The 19,239-nt window shown below is 61.8% G+C and carries 13 protein-coding genes and 3 pseudogenes; 11 read left to right on the top strand and 5 right to left on the bottom strand.

Features of this window, described 5'->3' with window-relative positions; genetic code table 11:
• Positions 1-13: 13 nt before the first annotated feature.
• Positions 14-172 (top strand): annotated as a pseudogene (locus AVKW3434_RS22220) (DUF932 domain-containing protein); the annotation flags it as partial.
• Between the two features lie 511 nt (positions 173-683).
• Here the strand turns inward: AVKW3434_RS22220 and AVKW3434_RS22215 are convergent.
• Positions 684-1,349: a TetR/AcrR family transcriptional regulator gene (locus AVKW3434_RS22215; RefSeq protein ID WP_284407548.1), complete on the bottom strand. Its 666-nt coding sequence runs from the start codon at positions 1,347-1,349 to the stop codon at positions 684-686.
• 386 nt (positions 1,350-1,735) lie between these two features.
• On the opposite strand from AVKW3434_RS22215, the pseudogene AVKW3434_RS22210 reads away from it, so the two are divergent.
• The 6 genes and pseudogenes from AVKW3434_RS22210 to AVKW3434_RS22185 all read left to right on the top strand — a co-directional run bounded on the left by AVKW3434_RS22210 (position 1,736) and on the right by AVKW3434_RS22185 (position 10,148).
• Positions 1,736-3,147: pseudogene (locus AVKW3434_RS22210) on the top strand (efflux transporter outer membrane subunit).
• A 10-nt stretch (positions 3,148-3,157) separates the two neighbouring features.
• Positions 3,158-4,243, top strand: coding sequence for an HlyD family secretion protein (locus tag AVKW3434_RS22205; protein ID WP_284407547.1), 1,086 nt, complete (start codon positions 3,158-3,160; stop codon positions 4,241-4,243).
• A 13-nt stretch (positions 4,244-4,256) separates the two neighbouring features.
• Complete coding sequence (gene rbbA / locus AVKW3434_RS22200) at positions 4,257-7,004, top strand: ribosome-associated ATPase/putative transporter RbbA (RefSeq protein WP_284407546.1); 2,748 nt, start codon at positions 4,257-4,259, stop codon at positions 7,002-7,004.
• A 1-nt stretch (position 7,005) separates the two neighbouring features.
• Positions 7,006-8,133 carry an ABC transporter permease gene (locus AVKW3434_RS22195; RefSeq protein WP_284407545.1) on the top strand — a complete coding sequence of 376 codons (1,128 nt, stop codon included), beginning with the start codon at positions 7,006-7,008 and terminating at the stop codon, positions 8,131-8,133.
• Between the two features lie 280 nt (positions 8,134-8,413).
• On the top strand, positions 8,414-9,061 hold the full coding sequence (locus tag AVKW3434_RS22190) for a universal stress protein (RefSeq protein ID WP_284407544.1): 648 nt from the start codon (positions 8,414-8,416) through the stop codon (positions 9,059-9,061).
• A 16-nt stretch (positions 9,062-9,077) separates the two neighbouring features.
• Positions 9,078-10,148: a lipid A deacylase LpxR family protein gene (locus AVKW3434_RS22185; protein ID WP_284407543.1), complete on the top strand. Its 1,071-nt coding sequence runs from the start codon at positions 9,078-9,080 to the stop codon at positions 10,146-10,148.
• A 443-nt stretch (positions 10,149-10,591) separates the two neighbouring features.
• Here AVKW3434_RS22185 and AVKW3434_RS22180 read toward each other — a convergent pair whose 3' ends face one another.
• Entirely contained in the window at positions 10,592-11,488 is an 897-nt protein-coding gene (locus AVKW3434_RS22180; RefSeq protein WP_284407542.1) for a LysR family transcriptional regulator, read from the bottom strand.
• 118 nt (positions 11,489-11,606) lie between these two features.
• Here AVKW3434_RS22180 and AVKW3434_RS22175 point away from each other — a divergent pair, with 118 nt between their 5' ends.
• Positions 11,607-12,533, top strand: coding sequence for an alpha/beta hydrolase (locus AVKW3434_RS22175; protein ID WP_284407541.1), 927 nt, complete (start codon positions 11,607-11,609; stop codon positions 12,531-12,533).
• A 592-nt stretch (positions 12,534-13,125) separates the two neighbouring features.
• Here the strand turns inward: AVKW3434_RS22175 and mobH are convergent.
• A pseudogene (gene mobH, locus AVKW3434_RS22170) lies at positions 13,126-14,726 on the bottom strand (MobH family relaxase).
• A 316-nt stretch (positions 14,727-15,042) separates the two neighbouring features.
• Between mobH and AVKW3434_RS22165 the strand changes: the two are divergent.
• From AVKW3434_RS22165 to AVKW3434_RS22155, 3 genes are all read left to right on the top strand, one after another.
• Complete coding sequence (locus AVKW3434_RS22165; protein ID WP_284407540.1) at positions 15,043-15,669, top strand: integrase; 627 nt, start codon at positions 15,043-15,045, stop codon at positions 15,667-15,669.
• Between the two features lie 12 nt (positions 15,670-15,681).
• A complete protein-coding gene (locus AVKW3434_RS22160) occupies positions 15,682-16,314 on the top strand; it encodes an RES family NAD+ phosphorylase (RefSeq protein ID WP_284407539.1) in 633 nt (210 codons plus the stop codon).
• 84 nt (positions 16,315-16,398) lie between these two features.
• Positions 16,399-16,776, top strand: a complete 378-nt coding sequence (locus AVKW3434_RS22155) for a DUF3742 family protein (RefSeq protein ID WP_284407538.1) — start codon at positions 16,399-16,401, stop codon at positions 16,774-16,776.
• A 15-nt stretch (positions 16,777-16,791) separates the two neighbouring features.
• On the opposite strand, the gene AVKW3434_RS24300 is transcribed toward AVKW3434_RS22155, so the two are convergent.
• Both AVKW3434_RS24300 and AVKW3434_RS22135 read right to left on the bottom strand, forming a co-directional pair.
• Entirely contained in the window at positions 16,792-18,549 is a 1,758-nt protein-coding gene (locus tag AVKW3434_RS24300) for an STY4528 family pathogenicity island replication protein (protein WP_502869155.1), read from the bottom strand.
• A 123-nt stretch (positions 18,550-18,672) separates the two neighbouring features.
• Complete coding sequence (locus AVKW3434_RS22135) at positions 18,673-19,233, bottom strand: DUF2857 domain-containing protein (RefSeq protein WP_284407537.1); 561 nt, start codon at positions 19,231-19,233, stop codon at positions 18,673-18,675.
• Between the last annotated feature and the right edge of the window lie 6 nt (positions 19,234-19,239).

The raw sequence follows: 19,239 nt of genomic DNA, 5'->3' as shown, positions 1-19,239 counted from the left end.
AGCGGCAGCGCACCAACACATGACTCGTCTGCGCCACTCCCGCCAGATCGATGGCACGTAGGCCAATGAAATCGTGATGCTGAATTCGCACGACGGCACCAGCAACTATCAGATGCTGGCCGTAATGTTCCGCTTTGTATGCAGCAATGGTTTTGCCTGTGGCGACACCATGCCCTATACGCTGCTGAAGAATCCGCCCAAGTTCTGACTGTGGGCGGATGGCCGCCCTGCTGAGGGGGCAAGCCAAGTCCTGCGCGACACGTTCGGCCAGGAAATCGAGCAGAACACTGACTCTTGCGGGCACATGGCGACCAGGGTCGACGAAGACCGCAAGGATGTCTTCCACGGCGCCAGCATCGTAATTTTCCAGCAAGGCCACCAGCCTGCCAGCGCCGACATCGGCCCCGACGTGGTAGCGCGCCAGCCGAGGCGCACCGACCACCGGCAAGCGCCATCTGGCGCATGCTCTCGCCATCGCACAGGCGCAGGTCGCCCGACGGTGCGATGGCGATCCGCGCGCCGTCGTCGATGAAGAGCCAGGCATCCACGTGCCGGGCGTAGTGGAAGCCTAGGCGCCGGTGCTTGTGCAGGTCTTCGGGTCGTCCGGGCGTCCCGGTGCGCCGCAGATAGTCCCGCCCAAGCAAACCGGCACATGGCTCGCGCCGAATTTTTGTGGGGATCTTTTACGGTTTCAAGACGAAATGCAGCATCTGGCGATGGGTTTCCCTGATCCTCTTGAACTCCGCGTCTGCCACATCTTGGCGGTAGATCATCTTCGTGATTGCCGCATAGAGAAGCGGCGCCGTAATGAACTGGAAATTCTCAGTCAGGGGCGATGCGCGCAGTAAGCCTGCGGATACGTAATCGTCGATTTGCCTCTGCTGCGCGATGCGTGCCGGCACCATGGTTTCCTCGTACCACCGCTGAATCAGTTCGGGGATGCGATGACTCTCCGAGACCAGCAGCCGAATGACCGAGATCACCTTGGGCGTGAGCTCGCCGTAGGTCTTGTCGATGAAGGCGTCGATCCGCTGTGCCACGTCCTCGCCCGGCTGCGCCGGGTTCCAGACAGTGTTGGCTGGTACTAGCAGATCCCGTAGCAGGGTCTCGAAGATCTCGTCCTTGTTCGCGAAGTGCACATAGAGGTTGGCCTTGGACGTGCCGGCGCGGCTGGCAATCTTGGCAATGCTCGCGGCGGTGAAGCCCAGGGCTCCGAATTCGATGAGGGCCGCGTCCAAGATTTGCTGGCGGCGCACCTCGGGCGTCAAGCGCTGACGCTTCTGTGGTGGCTTTGGTTCCTCTTCTTTTTCCCTGACGGGTTGATTCTTCTTGGCTGAACGGGTGGTCATGCGTGTCTCGTCTTGTCGGGAATGGCGAGGGTTAGGGCTGCGGAGTTCCGCTTATCAATGCGACGCGGGCCGGTCGCAAACTTGCCCAACAATGAAGTGAACGAATCGGTCATTAGTAGTGTATCATCTAGTGACCGCTTGATCATTATAGATGGCGCGCTGGTTCAGGGTATCCCTTTCCAGCCATTGCGGGAAAAGGATTTCGCGCTACCAGACCAATCGCGCCTAGTGCCTGGTTCGGGGTGCTGGTTGGCCGCTAGCGGAATGCGTTTTTTTCCATTGGGGCGGATGAACTTCTCATCGTGTGGGCAAGTTATTCAATGTACAGCGAACACCTAACAAGTTGCGATCGTCTCCGAAGGTGCTGCCATCGGCCGCAAGAAGTCATGAGCGTTGCGTTACTAGCGCTCGTGCTTGCGGGCTGCTCTAGTGTCACGCCCCGGTTGGACCTGCCTGCGTTGCCAGTTGCGCAAGAGTGGGCGGTAAATGGTGACCCCAATGTAGGCGTGGCAGAAGCTCACGCTTTGCATTGGCGCGATTACTTCATAGATCCCGGCGTGATTTCGGTGATCGAGGCCGCTCTCGCCAATAGCCGCGATCTGCGCCTGGCCTTACTGCGCGTCGAGGAAGCACGGGCGTTGTATGGCATCCAGCGTGCAGAGCAGTTCCCGTCCCTCGGCCTAGATGCACAGGGCGCGCGTGCACGCACGCCTGGCGATCTAAGCCTCATTGGTCGGCCCGTCGTGGGGGCGGAGTACACCGCCTACGTCGGGATGAACAGTTGGGAAATTGACCTGTGGGGTCGTGTGCGTAGCTCAAGGACGGGGCTTTGCAAGAGTACTTGGCGACCCAGGAAGCACAGCGTGCCGCCCGTGTGACGTTGATCGCCGAGGTAGCAAGTACCTACGAGGCATTGCGCTCTCTCGATGAGCGAGTGGCTGTGGTGCGAGAGACGATTGACAGTCGAGAAGAGTCGTTTCGCATCTTCAGACGCCGCAACGCAGTCGGCTCCTCCTCGCGGCTTGAGCTGACCCAGGTTCAAACTCTGCTGTATCAGGCGAGAAGCATGGGGGCTCAATTGGAGCAGCAGCGGGCGGCCCAGGCCCAGGCGCTTGTGCTGTTGGTGGGTGTTCCTCTTGATCTGTCTGAGCCACCGCGGCACACATTGCGCACAGAAGAAACGTTGGTTGAACTTGCCCCCGGCTTGCCGTCGGATCTGCTGATAGCTCGTCCGGATGTTGCAGCGGCCGAGCACCGATTGCGCGGCGCCAGTGCCAACATCGGCGCCGCCCGCGCCGCATTTTTCCCTCGCATCGCGCTCACTGGCAGCTTCGGGACGGCGAGTGCCGAACTCGATGGGTTGTTCGGTTCCGGCAGCCGGGCTTGGTCGTTTGCGCCGACGATTTCATTGCCGATCTTCGATGGCGGTAGCCGTCGCGCTAGCCTCGATTTGGCTGAGGTTCGCCAAGACATAGCTGTGGCCAACTATGAGAAAGCGATCCAGGTGGCGTTCCGCGAGGCTGCTGACGCGCTTTCAGCGCGACATTGGCTGTTCGAGCAGGTTGCGATTCAGCGTGACGCCACCGATGTCCAGGTCGAGCGCGCGCGACTGGCGAACTTGCGCTTTGATAGCGGTGCGGCCGCGTACCTGGAAGTTCTTGATGCGCAACGGGAGCTACTTGACACACGGCAGCAACTCATCCAGGCGCGCAGCGCGCTGCGCGCCAACCATATTGCGCTGTATGCAGCGCTGGGTGGAGGCGCTCTTGACACCAAACCGTCCCCATCCATTCCCTGAGGCAGCCCCCATGAGCAAAACGGCGATCACTAACCGGAAGAAGCTTATCGTCGCAATCGCCCTGATTTGTGCGGTAGTACCGAGCTGGTATCTCTGGACGCAGTCCAAGGATCACGGATTTGGAGAGGGCTTCGTGAGTGGCAATGGCCGTATCGAGGCCACCGAGATCGACATTGCCACCAAACTCGCTGGCCGCGTCTCGGGCATTCTCGTGCGCGAGGGCGACTTCGTTATCAAAGGGCAGCCTCTGGCCCGCATGCAGGTGGAGACGCTGCAAGCCCAACATGACGAAGCAGTCGCCGCTCAAGAGGAGGCCCGACACGCGATCGCCGCGGCGCAGGCGCAGGTCGCGCAGCGGCAAAGTGATGTCGCGGCCCAGCAGGCGGTCGTGTCGCAACGCCTGGCGGAACTTGAAGCCTCCAAGCGGCGCTTGGCGCGTTCGGAAACCTTGTCCAAGGAGGGGGCCGCGTCGCTGCAGGAACTCGATGACGACCGCGCGAGCATGCGCAGTACCGATGCGGCCTTGGTAGCGGCACGGGCGCAGGTGGTGGCGCTGCAAGCCGCTGTCGATGCCGCCAAGGCTCAACACACCGGTGCACAGGCCCGGCTGGTAGCTGCGCAGGCCTCGGTGGCGCGGATCGCGGTCGACATCACCGATAGCGAGCTGAAATCACCACGCGATGGTCGCGTGCAGTTCCGCGTCGCGCAGCCCGGCGAGGTACTCGCCGGCGGCGGGCGCCTGCTCAACATGGTTGACCTGTCCGAGGTCTACATGACCTTCTTCCTGCCAGAGACCATTGCCGGCCGCGTGGCGCTGGGCAGCGAGGTGCGCATCGTGCTGGATGTTGCGCCGCAGACGCCTATTCCGGCCACGGTGTCCTTTGTCTCTAGTAGCGCGCAGTTCACGCCCAAGACGGTGGAGACCGCCTCCGAGCGACAAAAGCTGATGTTCCGGGTGCGAGCCCAGATTGCGCCTGAACTCCTCAAGGAACACCTGGAACAGGTCAAGACCGGTCTGCCCGGTGTGGCCTGGGTGAAGCTGGATCGGGACGCGTCATGGCCCGCGAGCCTGAACGGCTCGCTCACTGCGCGATAGCAGGGACTGACCGATGGCACTTCCAATCTTCGACTCGCATGGCTCCGTGGCTCGCATTGAAGCGGTGCGCTTGAGCTATGGCAAGACCGCCGCGCTCCAGGGCCTGGACCTCGAGATCCCGGCGGGTCGGATGGTCGGGCTGATCGGGCCGGATGGCGTAGGTAAGTCCAGCTTGCTTTCGCTGTTGGCTGGTGCCCGCGCCCTGCAGGAGGGCTCGATCGAGGTGCTGGGTGGCGACATGGCCAGCCGTCGGCATCGCAGTGCCGTGTGCCCGCGCATCGCATACATGCCGCAGGGCTTGGGCAAGAACCTGTACCCCACGTTGTCGGTAGGGGAGAACTTGCAGTTCTTCGCGCGGCTGTTCGGCCATGGTGCGGCTGAACGCCGCCGCCGCATCGACGAGCTGACCCGGGCCACCGGGTTGCAGAAGTTTTTGGATCGGCCGGCCGGCAAGCTGTCTGGCGGCATGAAGCAGAAGCTTGGGCTGTGCTGTGCGTTGATCCATGACCCGGACCTGCTGATCCTGGATGAGCCCACCACCGGTGTCGATCCGTTGGCCCGTGCCCAGTTCTGGGATCTGATCGCCGGCATCCGCAAGGACCGGCCTGGAATGAGCGTGATCGTCGCGACCGCCTACATGGACGAGGCCCAGGGCTTCGACTGGCTGGTGGCGATGGACGATGGCCGGGTGCTGGCGACCGGCACGCCGCAAGAGTTGCTCCAGCGCACCTGCAGCGATTCGCTGGAAACGGCCTTCGTCGTGCTGCTGCCCGAGGAAAAGAAGCGCGGCCACGCACCGGTGGTGATCCCGCCGCTGGACAGTGCCGACGACGACATCGCGATCGAGGCGCAGGACCTGACCATGCGCTTTGGCGACTTCGTGGCTGTGGACCACGTGAGCTTTCGCATCCGCCGCGGCGAGATCTTCGGTTTCCTCGGCAGCAACGGCTGCGGCAAGTCCACCACGATGAAGATGCTGACCGGCCTGTTGCCGGCCAGTGAGGGCAGGGCCTGGCTGTTCGGCCACGAGGTCGATCCACACGACATCGGCACACGCCGCCGGGTGGGCTACATGTCGCAGGCGTTCTCGCTCTACAGCGAATTGACCGTGCGCCAGAACCTGGAGCTGCACGCGCGCCTGTTCCACGTGCCTGTCCAGGACATTCCCGCCCGCGTCGATGAGATGGTGGCGCGCTTCGGGCTGGCGCCGGTGCTCGATACGCTGCCCGAGTCGATGCCGTTGGGCATGCGCCAGCGCCTGTCATTGGCGGTGGCGATGGTCCACAAGCCCGAGCTGCTGATCCTCGACGAGCCGACCTCGGGCGTCGACCCGGTCGCGCGCGACGCCTTCTGGCGGCTGCTGGTCGAGTTGTCACGGCGCGACAAAGTGACGATCTTCATCTCCACCCACTTCATGAACGAAGCCGAGCGCTGTGACCGCATGTCGATGATGCATGCGGGCAAGGTGCTCGACAGCGATGCGCCCTCTGCGTTGGTGAAGAAGCGGGGTGCGAAGACGCTGGAAGAGGCCTTCATCGGCTATCTCATTGAGGCAGGCGGTGGCAACCCTTCCCGTGACGCGGCGGCAGGGCCGACCGAACCTCCAGCGGTGCACGTACCGGCGCATGCGCGCAAGGGCTTCAGCTTGCAGCGCATGTTCAGCTACATGTGGCGCGAGACGCTGGAACTGCGTCGCGATCCTGTGCGCGCCACCATGGCCTTGGGCGGTTCATTGATCCTGATGCTGGTGATGGGCTTTGGCATCAGCACCGACGTCAACGACCTGCGCTATGCGGTGCTCGACCGCGACCAGAGCACGCTGAGCAACAACTACCAGCTCGACATCTCCGGCTCGCGCTACTTCATCGAGCAGCCGCCGATCCAGGACTACGAGGACATGGACCGGCGCATGCGCAGTGGTGAACTGGCGCTCGCGATTGAGATCCCTCCAGGATTTGGCCGCGATGTGCTGCGCGGCAATACCGTCGCCATCGGTGCCTGGTTCGACGGCGCCATGCCCCAGCGCGCCGAGACCGTGCAGGGCTACCTGCAGGGCATGCACCAGCACTGGCTGACCGAGCAGAGCCGGTTGCGCTTGTCCTCCGCCGCCAGTGGCGAGATCTCCGTGCAGAACCGGTTCCGCTACAACCCAGACGTCAAGAGCCTGCCGGCCATGGTGCCGACGGTGATCCCGCTGTTGTTGCTGATGTTGATGGCCATGCTCACCGCGCTGGCGGTGGTGCGAGAGAAGGAGATGGGCTCGATCATCAATCTCTACGTCACGCCGGTCACGCGCACCGAGTTCTTGCTCGGAAAGCAACTGCCGTATGTCGCGCTGGCCATGGTCAACTTCGCCCTGATGACGCTGCTGGCCGTGACTTTGTTCGGGGTTCCCATCACCGGCAGTTTCTTCGCTCTGGCATTGGCAGCGCTCATCTACTGCTTCGCGGCCACCGGCATGGGCCTGTTGGCCTCGTCGGTGACCAAGAGCCAGATTGCAGCGTTGTTCTTTGCCATGGTCGGCACGCTGATGCCGGCGGTGCAGTTCGGTGGCATGACCGACCCGGTCTCCGCATTGCAAGGCGCCGGCCGCGTGATCGGGGAGATGTATCCGGCCAGCCACATGTTCACCATCAGCCGTGGCGTCTTCAACAAGGCGCTGGGCTTCGGTGACCTCGCCGGATCGTTCTGGCCGTTGCTGTTGTCCGTCCCGGTGATCCTCGGCGCAGCCATCGCGCTGCTCAAGAAGCAGGAGCGTTGACATGCGGCAGAAGCTCTCGAACATCTACCGTCTGGGCATCAAGGAGCTGTGGAGCCTGTGGCGCGATCCGATCATGCTGATCCTAATCGTGTTTACCTTCACCTTCGCGGTCTATTCGTCGGCATCGTCCATGCCCGAGACCTTGAACAACGCGCCCATCGCCATCGTCGACGAGGACAGCTCGCAGCTGTCCCAGCGCATCGCCTCGGCCTTCTATGCGCCCCAGTTCACACCCCCGGCCATGATCACGCAAGCCGAGGTCGATCCGGGCATGGACGCGGGTATCTACACCTTCGTGCTTGTCATTCCGCCGAACTTCCAGAGCGACGTCCTGGCCGGGCGGCCCGCAGAGATCCAGCTCAACACGGACGCTACCCGCATGACCCAGGCGTTCACGGGCAGCGGCTTCGTGCAGCAGGTGGTGATGGGCGAAATCAATGAGTTCGCCAACCGCTATCGCGGGTCGGGTGCATTGCCGGTCGAACTGGAACTGCGCGCGCGTTTCAATCCAGCCCTGGACAAGTCCTGGTTCGGCAGCCTGGCGCAGATCATCGACCAGATCACCATGCTTTCGATCATTCTGACCGGCGCGGCGCTCATTCGCGAACGCGAGCACGGGACCATCGAGCACCTGCTGGTGATGCCGGTGACGCCGTTGGAGATCATGATGGCCAAGGTCTTGGCGATGGGACTCGTGGTCCTGACCTCCGCCGCGCTGTCGCTCCAGTTCGTGGTGCGCGGCCTGCTCGATGTCCCGGTACAGGGCTCGGTCGTAATGTTCTTCGCGGTTGCCGCGCTGCACCTGTTCGCTACCACCTCGCTGGGAATTTTCATGGCCACCATTGCCCGCAACATGCCGCAGTTCGGCATGTTGGTGGTCCTGGTACTTCTGCCGCTGCAGATGCTCTCGGGTGGCAGTACGCCGCGCGAGAGCATGCCGGAGCTGGTGCAGACCGTGATGCTGGCCGCACCCACGACGCACTTCGTCGAACTGGGGCAGGCGATCCTGTTCCGAGGTGCCGGCCTGGAGGTGGTATGGAAGCAATTCCTGGCGCTGCTGGTCATTGGCGTGGCCCTGTTCGCCTTCTCGCTCACGCGGTTTCGCAAAACCATCGCCGACATGGCTTGAACTGTTATCAATCACGAGGAAACGATGATGTTCACAAGAAAGCTCTACTTTTCCATGCTTCTGGTTCTCGCCAGCTTGCTCACAGCGTGCGTCCACCATCCATCCGACCACTACAGCCGTGAGCGGGCTCGCGAGATTGAACGTAGCAGACAGATTGAACAGGCGCGTGAGCGCGATCGAATCCGGCAAGCCGAACATGCCCGTGAGATGGAGCGGGTGCGTGAACGGGAGCGCGCGCGCGAGTACGAAAGAGCGCGGGAACGCGAGCGGCAGCGCGAACGTGACCGAGATCGTGATCGTGATGCCCGATCTTGGTAGTGCGCGGTCGACGCACTGCCGTTCTACTGGAAGGCTGTACGAAGATAGGTACGACCAAGTCGGTCGTGAGCATTCCGATTCCCACAAGTTCAATGACGAAGGATGTCGTATGTACGCGCGATTGCTTGTTCCCATTGATGGAAGTGCGACAGGCCGACTTGCGATCAATGAGGCGGCGGAATTAGCCGGTCTTTGCGGCGCAACAGTCGTGCTGGTTCATGTGATTGAAGAAGCAGAGCACTCCAACGGCTTCGAGCGACCATCGGTCTACATCAACGAGGTGCGCCCACTCTTTTTCGCGAATGGCCAGAAGATTCTGGACCACGCCAAGGACGAGCTGGCAGCACTTGGCGTGCCGGCCGAGACCGTGCTGCTGGAGAGTAAGGGCGTTCGCGTGTCTGAACTCATCGCGTTGCAGGCGACGTTGAGCGAGGCGGACATCGTCATTCTGGGGACGCACGGCCGGCGCGGCGTCAATCGGTTCCTGCTGGGGAGCGATGCGGAGCAAGTTGCAAGGATTGCGACCGTACCCGTCATGCTGGTACGCAGCAGGGGTAGAGATTTGGATGTGCGCACGGGCTACCAGGCAAAGGCTGGCAACGATGCATAAGCGAGGAGCCCACGTAATGCCAACGGCTCGCCAGTCGTTCGTCCCACTTTGTTCCCTCGTCGCGTTCATGCTGGCCAGCTCTCAGGCCGCTGCGCAAGAGCGCTGCGAAGGCGGGCGGGGGCGTCTTGCAGCAGCGTCGACCATCAATGTGCGCATCGACAACGATCTGCTGGGTGGTGCGGGACAGGATCAGGGCTACTCCAACGGCTTTCTGATCTCCTCTGTCTCGCCCAACCTGGTGGACTACCAGGACGACCCCTGCCTGCCTGGCAGTGTGAAACGTCTGAATCGATATCTGGCGTGGCTGCAACCAAGTGGCTACGACGAGCAGAACATGACCATCGGCTTCGGCCAAGTCCTGTTCACACCGACGGATCGCAGGCGCACGGATCTAATCGAGGACGATCGCCCCTATGCCGCTGCCCTGCTGTTCAGCATGGGGTACAACGCCAGAAGTGGCGATCACCTGCGAACGTCGCAAATCCGTGCGGGCATCGTGGGCCCCTCCGCGCTTGGCAAGCAGGTGCAGAATGGGGCGCACCGACTGTTTGGACAGGATCCGTTCGAGGGCTGGAAGAATCAGCTGCGAGACGAGCCTGTATTCCAAGTGATCCACGAGCATCGGCAGCGCTGGGCTCGCCGCGTTAACTCCGATGGCTGGGGATGGGACTCAACCGGTCACCTGGGCGGCAGTCTCGGCAACTTCGCCACCTATGGCAGTACCGGTGCGGAATGGCGCTTTGGTTACCAGTTGCCCGACGATTTTGGCACGGCGCCGCTGCGCCCCGCTGGGGAGAACACGTCGCCGATCAGCGCCGAGGCGAGCCGATACGACGGCCTGGCGGGGCATTTGTTCGTTGCCCTCGATGGCCGTTGGGTTCTGCACGACATTACATTGGACGGCAACACCTTCAGGTCTAGCCACAGCGTCGACAAACGCCCATTCGTCGCGGATGTCGCCTTTGGCGTGGCCGTCACGAAGGGGGCGTGGAAGTTCGCTCTTGCGCGGTACTACCGCACGCGCGAGTTCGACGGACAGCGCGACGTTCCGGTCTATGGCACCTTCACGATTGGGCGAAGGTTCTGATGCAGGGCGATGCGTTACAGGCCGGCACCTTGCCCATCCTCCTGTTGTTTCTCGGCAAGGGGCTGACGGCACGTGTGGCGTAGTTACGTAGGTATGGCTTGCTGGAGGCGCTGGTGGGCGGCGTGACGTGCGCCATACTGCTGCGCGCACCGTTCTACGTGACTGGCATATCCGATATCTGCGTAGGCCTGTTTCTGAGGATGGCCCTGATGGGATTGTGCCTACGAGAGCTGCAGCCAGAGCTGAGCTTCATCATGGTTGCATTTGTGTGCTCGCAATGACAGTCGAAATCCCTGCAATAGCAGAAATGTGGGCTGCGATGCAGCGCACCCCAAGCTATCGTCCACGATTGAAGGTGGCCCGCTTACCTGTTCCAATCCACAAAATAGCAGCTTCTTGCGAACAATATGGTCTCCGTAAATGCTAGGGGAAGTCCAAAAGAATTACTGATTTTTGCACCTTAACGCTTCGACGAGCAGTAAGAATGCTGCCGATGAATGACGGCGATTTGCGTAGTAAAGATGGTAGCCCTCAAAAGTCCTGCGCCAAGTGCTCAAGACTTCAACCAACTGCCCTGCCGCGATCAGCCCGCGCACATAAGCCTCTGGCAGGTATGCCAGTCCGAGGCCGGAAAGAGCCGCATCGCGTATCGGTGCGATGCTATTGAACACTGCAGGCCCATCAACTTTGACGCGGTGTTCTTTGCCTGCCTTCATGAACGACCACGCGAAGAGCTCGCCATGCGTGGGAAGACGCAGATTGAGGCAGTCTTGTGCCACTAGGTCGTGAGGACCTTTGGGTGGCGTGTGCCGTGCGAAGTAGGAGGGTGAGCCAACCACGGCCATAGGGACGTCGGGGCCAATGCGCACCGCGATCATATCTTCGGCGATTAGACCGCCTCGGCGCACTCCGGCGTCGTATCGGCCGCTGACGATGTCCGTTAAACCGTAGTCAGTAGTAACTTCGACTCGTATACCCGGGTAGGCGGGAAGGAAGTGGGCAATGGCTGGCTGCAGCACGCTGTGCACGGCATACTCGTCCGCAGTCAGTCGGATGGTTCCAACGGGTCTTTTGTTCATTTCACCCAGCTCTGCCAGTCCTGAATGGATCTCGCTTACTGCCGGACCAATACGGCTAAGCAAACGCTCTCCGGCCTCGGTAAGCGACACGCTGCGAGTCGTACGCCAGAAAAGCCGTAGCTCCAATCTTGCCTCCAAACCCCGGATGGTCTGGCTTAGCGCAGACTGCGATAGGCCCAGTCTTGCTGCAGCCCGGGTGAAACTGGATTCCTCGGCCACCATCAGAAATGCGGTCAAGTCCTTGAAGTCGTTGCCACTCATTCAGAAGCGCCCCTTATGACTGAAATCGGATTTTTCTGTATTATCACCGAGTCTGACCACCCCTACTATTGGCTTTCGTACCAAATTACTCCGATCACTAATCTTCTAGGAGAACGAAATGCCCCAGTCCACGAATTTCAAGAACAAGTCTTGGCAAGTTGCCGCTGAGTTGCATCTTCCGAAAGGGTTCGATCAAGGCGAGAAATACCCCGCCATCGTTGTGGCTCACCCTATTAGCAGTTGCAAGGAGCAGACGGCGGCCATATATGCATCGAAATTGGCGGAGATAGGCTACGTTGCGCTCACATTTGATGCATCGACGCAAGGCGCAAGCGGCGGCGTTGGTCAATTTTTGGAAGATCCGGCCACAAGGGTCGAAGATTTTCGCTGCGCGGTCGATCACTTGGTCACGCTGGATTTCGTGGATGAGAACCGTATCGGCGTGCTTGGTATCTGCGGCGGCGGTGGCTATGCGGTAAATGCGGCGATGACTGAGCGCCGTTTCAAGGCTGTTGGCACGGTCGTGGGAGCCAACTACGGCCGCCTGGTGCGTGAGGGCGACCTATCAAGCGGCGCTGCGATTAAGGCCATGGAGGGTATCAGTGCGCTGCGCACGGCGGAGGCGCGTGGTGAAGAGTCGACACTCACGACATACATCCCTCAGTCCAAGGATCAGCTTGCGGCTTATGGCATCACGGATGTTGATGTAGCCGAGGCGGTGGACTACTACACCACGACGCGGGGCAAGAAGCCAGGCTCGCCGAACAAGCTGAATGTCACCAGCACTGGCGCTGCGTTCAGCTGGGACGCGTTCCACCTCGCGGACCAACTGTTGACCCAACCGCTGCAGATCATCGTCGCAGGAGGGCAGACAGGCGTTTTCGGCTCATATCGCGATGGCTTCGAGTTGTTTAATAAGGCTCGCTCCGAGAAGAAGGCAATCTTGGTCGTCCCGGGCGTTACGCACTACGATCTGTACGATCAGCCTGCCGCAGTAGAGCAGGCTATGGCCAGACTAAAAGATTTTTATAGCGAGAATCTTTAAGGAGATTGCCAGCGTAGTTGCTCTGAGAGGCGGATTCGCCCTTACGCATGCCGACTGCCTCGATGTCGATCCCGTCAATGCCTCCGGCGACCCACTGATAATGGTGCGCGATCGGCGTCGAGCAGTTTGAGGCGTGAATTCGAGTGCTGATGAACGAGTCGCCGGATCTCGGGGCGGATCGAGACACAGGAATCAGCCAGTGGTGCAGTTTACCGCTCGTTGTACCAGCGCAGTTCGCCCTTCACTGCCTGTTGCGCGTCAGCACAGCACCCTCGAACACATATAGCGTGGGCATGCCTTCAGTGGCGGGGCGGGGTGCAGCAGTGCCACCCGTTGTATTCGATCCAGAGCCACCGGCATTCGCTGCGTTGAATGTCTATATGCGCCAGTTTGATTTCGACGAGGCTGGCCTGAGCGGAATCGACCAGCTAAACCTAGGGCAAGTGAACGGTCATGGCAGCGGGACCACGAAGCAATGGAAGTAAGTATCCCGCCACTGCCTTTGGTGCCTGCACTCAGCTTTATACAGTGCTTCGATACTTACCATGCCCTCAAGCGCAAAGGATCGCCTGGTCCTTCACTGGGCCCTCAATTAACGTGGTTTAGATGCTGACACTATAGTTAGGTACGGGTTGTTCGGCGGCACCTCTTGGAATAGGCCAGAGGGATCATTCAAAAGATAGCCGTGCAGCTTCTTTGTTTTACGCGGACCAGTTACTTCGCATGTCCAGATGTTCAGGCCGCTGCTCTGCTTGCGGTGCAACTGCAGCATCTCAAACCGCTTCTGTATCCACTGCCAATCCGCCAGGCCTTCTCGCCTGGCGAGCACGGCACTTTGCGGGTTTTCCTGAACGTAGCGCTGTAGAATTCCAGGACTCACCAGGTATGCGGTGCCAGCAACCGTATGTACCAACGCTTTTGCATCATTGATGATGATCTTGCGTGATTGAATCCCCTCTCTCAGCCAGGCAATGAAATGCTCGGCCGAAGGCTGTTTGGCTGGCTCAGGTTGTGAAGGCGTATACAAGGCCTGTACCGATGTCGGTATATCAGCATTCTCGGGGAGCGAGGGTGAGCGTTGCGCGGCGCTTGGTGTCTTGGCTGGCAATACACCGCGAGGGGCTTTCGCTGGTGTCAGCATTGCAAGTATGTCTTCCATGGCATCGCGGGGAGCGGGGGAGGGCCTCACCGTGTTGGTCAGGGTGGGAACCGGCGCTGACCAAGGGTCGGGTGCTGTGAAGGCGGGGAGTGCTGCTGATTCAGTGACAGCTGGCATCGAGTTGCTGCTGTCGCACTGGTTGACTTCGACCGTCACCGTTCCAGCGAATGGGCCGGGCCGCTCGGCCGGTTCCCAGATCAATACCGGGGAGAGCTTCAACAGCGTAAAAGGTAGCGCAAGCCGTCAAGCAGCTTGCGCTGCAGCGCGTGTTTCGGCACGGCCATCGCCTTGTGGGGGTCCCCACCCAATTCCTGGGCTACCGACGCCTGATCTGCCCTGACCACAAGCTCGCCCAGCATGCCGGCATGCTCGTACTGTCCGGCCAGGACGTAGAGCAGTGGCCCCCACAAGGCGGGGTAGCCACTAAGCCAGTCCAGGATCTGGGCATCCAACAGTTGCCTATAGAGCAAGCCCGTCGCGGCACTGTGCAGGCGGTACTCGCGATCCTCGCGGTGGCGGAAGCGATACGGCTGGCCCAGGGGGCCGTGCCACGGGTGCCAAGTGCTACCGTCGGCCAATTCGACGTGCAGATCGACGGCGAGTTTGCCGATGTCATGCAGCAGCGCCGCGTAGGCGACGGCGGCGGTCCAGGCTTCGGACTGCGCCGCCTGGTCTTCGGGGCTGGCACCGATGGGCAGCAGATGGGACTGCCGCAGTTTCAGGCTGTAGGCGACGATTTCAAGGCCGTGGTCAAGCATGCCGCCCGGATAAGCATGGTGATGCGCCTCGGAGGCCGGGAAGGCCTGGACCAGCTCGGCGTAGCGCTCTAGGGGCGTGCGGTACAGGGTGGCGAATTGCCTGCGTGAGAGCGAGGTGCGCTGCCAGATATGCTCCAGCAGCTTTTGCCGGAGCGGGGTGGCCAGCAGCGATGCGGCCGACTCCGGCCGCATCAACCCTTTTGGGAGGTTGGTGGCGGGTGGTGGCGTCGGAGTGGCAGTGACCGGAGGCCTTTTTCGCTGGAACAGGGAGAGCATGTCGGTGTCCTGATGGTGGGCCGGTCGGGAGGCCTTTTAGCCTTTTCCAGGTAGGGCCTTTCCCCTTGCGCCCCATTCCCTTGCCGTTTCGGCCCTTTGGCCTTTAACCGTTTCGGTATACCGGGACCTGGGTTGCGGCTCCAGCGTCAATGCGGAACCCGCACGAATGGATTGGGTGGCAACCAGCGGCTGGCCTGGACCTATGCTACGGGAACGCTGTTTTCGCCAGGTAGGTTGCTCTCTGGGTGTCGAAGTTGACAAGTGCGACAAAGGAGAGTAGGGTGAATCCTGTCTCAAACCTACCTGGGAGATGACCATGTCCACCGCCATTGAATTCATTGCCGACCGGCTGCCGCGTGTCACTGTGGAGGATGTGCGCCGCTTCGCGGATACCGTCGAAATCCGGGATGCGCCGGCTTTCGCGGCCGAGTTGCAAGCGTTCATTCACGAGCGCGTGGAGGCAGTAAAACTGCCAGCCAACCTCGAAGGCGAAACGGTGGAGCAGGCCTTGAAGCGCAAGACGGCTGCGCTGCGCGCCGAGACGCGCTGGGCACCGAATGAAACCGACGTCCAGCGAGGCCGCGCCGTGCTGCTGGAAGCCTTCAACCAGCCGCACAACCTGCCGATCCCCGAGTTCGCCAAGCTGGCGGACAAGTCGCGCCAGCAGATCTACAAGGACATTCTCGCCCGTCGGCTGCTGGCGCTGAATGTGGGGCCGCGCGGCCAGAAGCTGCCCGACTGGCAGCTCGACCCGGTGAAGCAGCAGTTGACCCAAACCGTGCTTCAGGAGGTCGAGGGCATCGACCACTGGACGATCTACCGCGCGCTGTCCCAACCGCTTGAAGGTTTGGGCGGCCGCTCGCCGGTAGATGCGGTGACGCATGGCACGATCAATGACGTGGCGGAGTCCGTGTTCAACGTGCTGGGCGTTCAGGTGCATTGAAGCGAGATCACCATGAACCACGAGCTGCCTTCGTTCCTGATCGAAGCCGGTGAATTGCTTCAGCATGTGAGCCGCGTCGTCTATCGGGACAGCCCGCTGCACTATGGCCGCAGCAGCACCAATCGCTACGATGATCCGGCGCGGGCCTACGGGGTGCTCTACTTGGGGCGCGACCTGCCGACGGCGCTGATGGAGTCGGTGTTTCACAAGCACCAGTGGCTTACGGAAACGAAACGCTCGATCGCGCTGAAAGAAGTCCAGGGCCGGATGGTGCGCGCCGTAGGGGTGATGGCCGACGTGCTCCTGGGCGACCTTACGGCACCGGGCGTCATGGCGGGCTACTTCGGCCTGAACCTGGAGCAGTTGGCCAGCCGCGACTACACGCACACGCAGCAGGTGTCCGCCCAGGTACATGCGATGCTCGGCGACGACGGCCAGCCGCTGTTCGACGGGGTGCTCTATCCGTCGCGCAACAACTATCCCGCCAAGAGCATCGCTCTGTTCGAGCGGGCGAGAGCGAAGGTCAGCGTCATCGAGGACATCGACCTGGTTGATCATGTGGACTGGTCGCGTTTCGTTGCCACCTACCGCATCGGCGTGGAACCCGACCCCGGCCCGGTGCAGCCAGATGACGAAGCGTCCTGAAGCAGCAAGCAAATACATTGAAGCCTCAAACCGAATGAAGTAGAGCAAACTGGATTAGGCATTCCTCTGCAGCAGGAGACGACCATGGACACCACGACCCGCACCAGCACCGCAGAACGCCTCGGCCGCACCTTTGGCCGCGGATGGCGCGCCTATGTGCGCGGCGAGCGGCGGTTGTCGCGCTGGCTCACCTCCAAGGGTGTACCACCGGGCGGCGCCGCTGCGCTCCTATGGGTGGTTAAGCTGACTGTGATCGGCCTGCTGTTCTACGCTGCTTCCTGGCTGGCGGTGTTTCTCCTGCTGGGAATTGCGGCGGCATGGATGGCTGGCAATTCGGCTGGAGATGACGACCGCTGGGCGCAGCAGGATGAGCTGCGCAATGGCGAGGCAGGCTTTGGCCTGTATTCGTCCAGCGGCCAGCGACTCGACCCTCACGACCCTCACGACCCGTTCAATGACTGAAGTTTGGTCGGTCCGTCACAGAACCTTGCCGGCTACCTTGTTTACACCCAACCCGGCACTATCACGCGCTTCCTTAGAGCCGACAGCAAGGTTCTGAGCAATCACCCCAGCCTTAACTCCGACCCACCCCAGGGCCGCGACCCAGAAGGTCGGCAGTACCAGAAACATCGTCCCCGTTACGAAGTTCAAGAGCATGTCGCCGAAGGCGTTGTTCAGGCCCACCAGCGGGTCGAAGTTGGTGTGTGGCCGGTTCCAGCCGAAACCCCACCCATAGAGCGCATCGAGGATCGTGCTGTCGATCCAGCGTGCTAGCTGGAACCAGAAATCTACGAAGAAGAGTGCGAACTGCACGACGCTGACGGTCACAACCGTCTTCAGGTCGTAGGTGCCCACAACCAACACGAGCGGAATGCAGATGACCAGCGCCATTTTGAGCAATGCAAGCGCCATGGGCAGGGCCTGCCTCGCGACGTCCATGGCTGGAAACGCGGCAATCGCGCCGACTGCCATCCCAACATCGCCCGTGGCCCGCGTCACGATGTTCGGCAAGGTCTTGTCGATCTGGCCACCGTAGTCCGTATAGACGCTGCCTTGGTTCAATTTCTGCTGCCGCGGTGACGCGATCGCGCGGATCACCGAATCGTCCACCTCGGCCCGGCTCAGGAAGCCAGCCCAGCCCGCCAGGCGATTCAGCAGGCTCGGGTCCACCTGGCCCAACAGCCGCGCCCGCAGGCCATTGCTGCCGTCGGCCCACCATTGCCTGCAGGTCGGATAGCCGCCGCCGCTTGCCACCTGCGCCAGCCCGGCATCGCGGTTGCTGTCGTAGGGCCAGCCATCGCGCGGCGTGCTGGAACGGTAGGCGTCGTCCGCCTCGGCCGCCTTGCTGGCGCATTCCTGCGCCTGCCTGCCCAAGGTGTGCAGCAGGCTGATCTGCATGTTCAGCGTGATGCGCTGCAACTCGATCACGTGCAGATCGGTCAGCAGGTTGATCGGCGTGCTAGTGCTGGCGACCAGCTCCTGCCACAGGGCCACGCCCATGGCCGATCGGTCGTGTCTGCGCCAGCGAAGAAAGGTCGTGCCTGCGCCAGTGGTCTGCTGGGCCAGCTCGACGGGAAGCAGGTGGAAGGGATGCCCGCACGCCTGTGGCAGCACCTGTCGCTGCGCCAGGGCAATCAACTCGTCGCGCATGGCGAAGCACTGGCTGGCCGCGACACCTTGGCTGGCGAGGCGTTCCGCCAGGACCTGCAACCGCGACGGCAGCGTGCGGCCGGACAGCAGTGGGTCTTCCGCGATCTCCTTGAGCGTGTTCAAGCCGACCATCTGGACGGCCCTGGCCGAATGGCCCAAGGACTGGCTGACCAGCGCGAGGTAGTCGGCGTCGAGCTGCATCGCCTCGAACGGCGTCAAGGGCTCGTCGTGCAGGACGTAGAGGTTGCCGAGGATGCGGCCGGTCTTGGGGTCGCGCCGTCGTCGCACGAGGCTCAGCCACCGTGTCAGACGCAACAGCGTCAGCGCCCGCGCGACAGTCTCATGGGAGGCCTGTCCCGCGCAGGGCATGGACGCCAGCCAGGGACGTAACTGCTCATAGGTGGGGAACGCCGTCACGCCGTCGTCGTTGAGCATCAGCCGGAATACCTGCCAGGCGTTGCGCTCTAGCGGTGTCAGGCGGCGGTCGAGGAACAGCCGTCGGGGAACGGTCTCGTGCCGATTGCCGCTGAACAGGAAGGCATCGCCGGATGCGGGGGGCGTTGGTGTCGGTATCGGCGTCTGCATGGGCGATGGCGCACTGGGGCTGGGCCTGGGCGCGAGGTCCTTCAGCGCAGCGTCGAACAAGTCTGCGAGTGAGACGGGACCAGGGCGTTGGGCTCGCGGTGCGGCGTCGTCCACGGCCATGGCTCAACCCAACCCCTGATCGACCCAGTTCTTGATCGCGGCCCAGACCACCGAGAGCGGCAGTGACATGCCCTCGGCCAAGTCCATGGCCGCATCGAGAATCGAGGTCTCGTCCTCCAGATCGACGTTCCTGCTGCTGGTCACGGCCTTCCACTGTCGCCACAGTTCCGTATCCTGGGGTTCGTCCAGGACGGGGTGGCGCCCCTTGCGTTTGGGCAGGCCGAGGATTTCCCGTCGCAAGGCGACTTCCTGATGGGTCAGGCCATAGAAGCGGCTGACCATCTCCGTGCTGGCACCTAGGCGCAACATGCGATCGACCGTGGCGATTTCCTTCTCCACGTCTTGCGCCTGCTTGAGCAGCCGCCGGAGCACTTCGCGGTTGACGGTCACCGAGCACCAGGAGACGTTGGCGTTGGCCAGCACGCTGATCAGTGCAGGATGCTTGAGGGCGTCCAGGTCTTCCTCGCCAAACCCCATCAGCTTGCAGCGGCGCAGTTGCCCATTGCGCAGGTCATAGAGGGCCTGGGCGATGACGGCCTGGTTGAGCGGGTGTGGTGCGGACATGCTGGC

It is taken from the genome of Acidovorax sp. SUPP3434 (genome assembly GCF_030159015.1).
Taxonomy (GTDB): Bacteria; Pseudomonadota; Gammaproteobacteria; order Burkholderiales; family Burkholderiaceae_C; genus Paracidovorax.
Note: the sequence above shows the minus strand (reverse complement) of the source record. Positions and strands in the feature narration are given on the sequence as shown.

What these genes read in the sequence shown, in the direction of transcription:
- AVKW3434_RS22180 (WP_284407542.1), bottom strand. Translation starts at nt 11,488, where the DNA reads ATGAGTGGCAACGACTTCAAGGACTTGACCGCATTTCTGATGGTGGCC.
- AVKW3434_RS22135 (WP_284407537.1), bottom strand. Translation starts at nt 19,233, where the DNA reads ATGTCCGCACCACACCCGCTCAACCAGGCCGTCATCGCCCAGGCCCTC.
- AVKW3434_RS24300 (WP_502869155.1), bottom strand. Translation starts at nt 18,549, where the DNA reads ATGCAGACGCCGATACCGACACCAACGCCCCCCGCATCCGGCGATGCC.
- rbbA (WP_284407546.1), top strand. Translation starts at nt 4,257, where the DNA reads ATGGCACTTCCAATCTTCGACTCGCATGGCTCCGTGGCTCGCATTGAA.
- AVKW3434_RS22175 (WP_284407541.1), top strand. Translation starts at nt 11,607, where the DNA reads ATGCCCCAGTCCACGAATTTCAAGAACAAGTCTTGGCAAGTTGCCGCT.
- AVKW3434_RS22195 (WP_284407545.1), top strand. Translation starts at nt 7,006, where the DNA reads ATGCGGCAGAAGCTCTCGAACATCTACCGTCTGGGCATCAAGGAGCTG.
- AVKW3434_RS22160 (WP_284407539.1), top strand. Translation starts at nt 15,682, where the DNA reads ATGAACCACGAGCTGCCTTCGTTCCTGATCGAAGCCGGTGAATTGCTT.
- AVKW3434_RS22185 (WP_284407543.1), top strand. Translation starts at nt 9,078, where the DNA reads ATGCCAACGGCTCGCCAGTCGTTCGTCCCACTTTGTTCCCTCGTCGCG.
- AVKW3434_RS22205 (WP_284407547.1), top strand. Translation starts at nt 3,158, where the DNA reads ATGAGCAAAACGGCGATCACTAACCGGAAGAAGCTTATCGTCGCAATC.
- AVKW3434_RS22155 (WP_284407538.1), top strand. Translation starts at nt 16,399, where the DNA reads ATGGACACCACGACCCGCACCAGCACCGCAGAACGCCTCGGCCGCACC.
- AVKW3434_RS22165 (WP_284407540.1), top strand. Translation starts at nt 15,043, where the DNA reads ATGTCCACCGCCATTGAATTCATTGCCGACCGGCTGCCGCGTGTCACT.
- AVKW3434_RS22215 (WP_284407548.1), bottom strand. Translation starts at nt 1,349, where the DNA reads ATGACCACCCGTTCAGCCAAGAAGAATCAACCCGTCAGGGAAAAAGAA.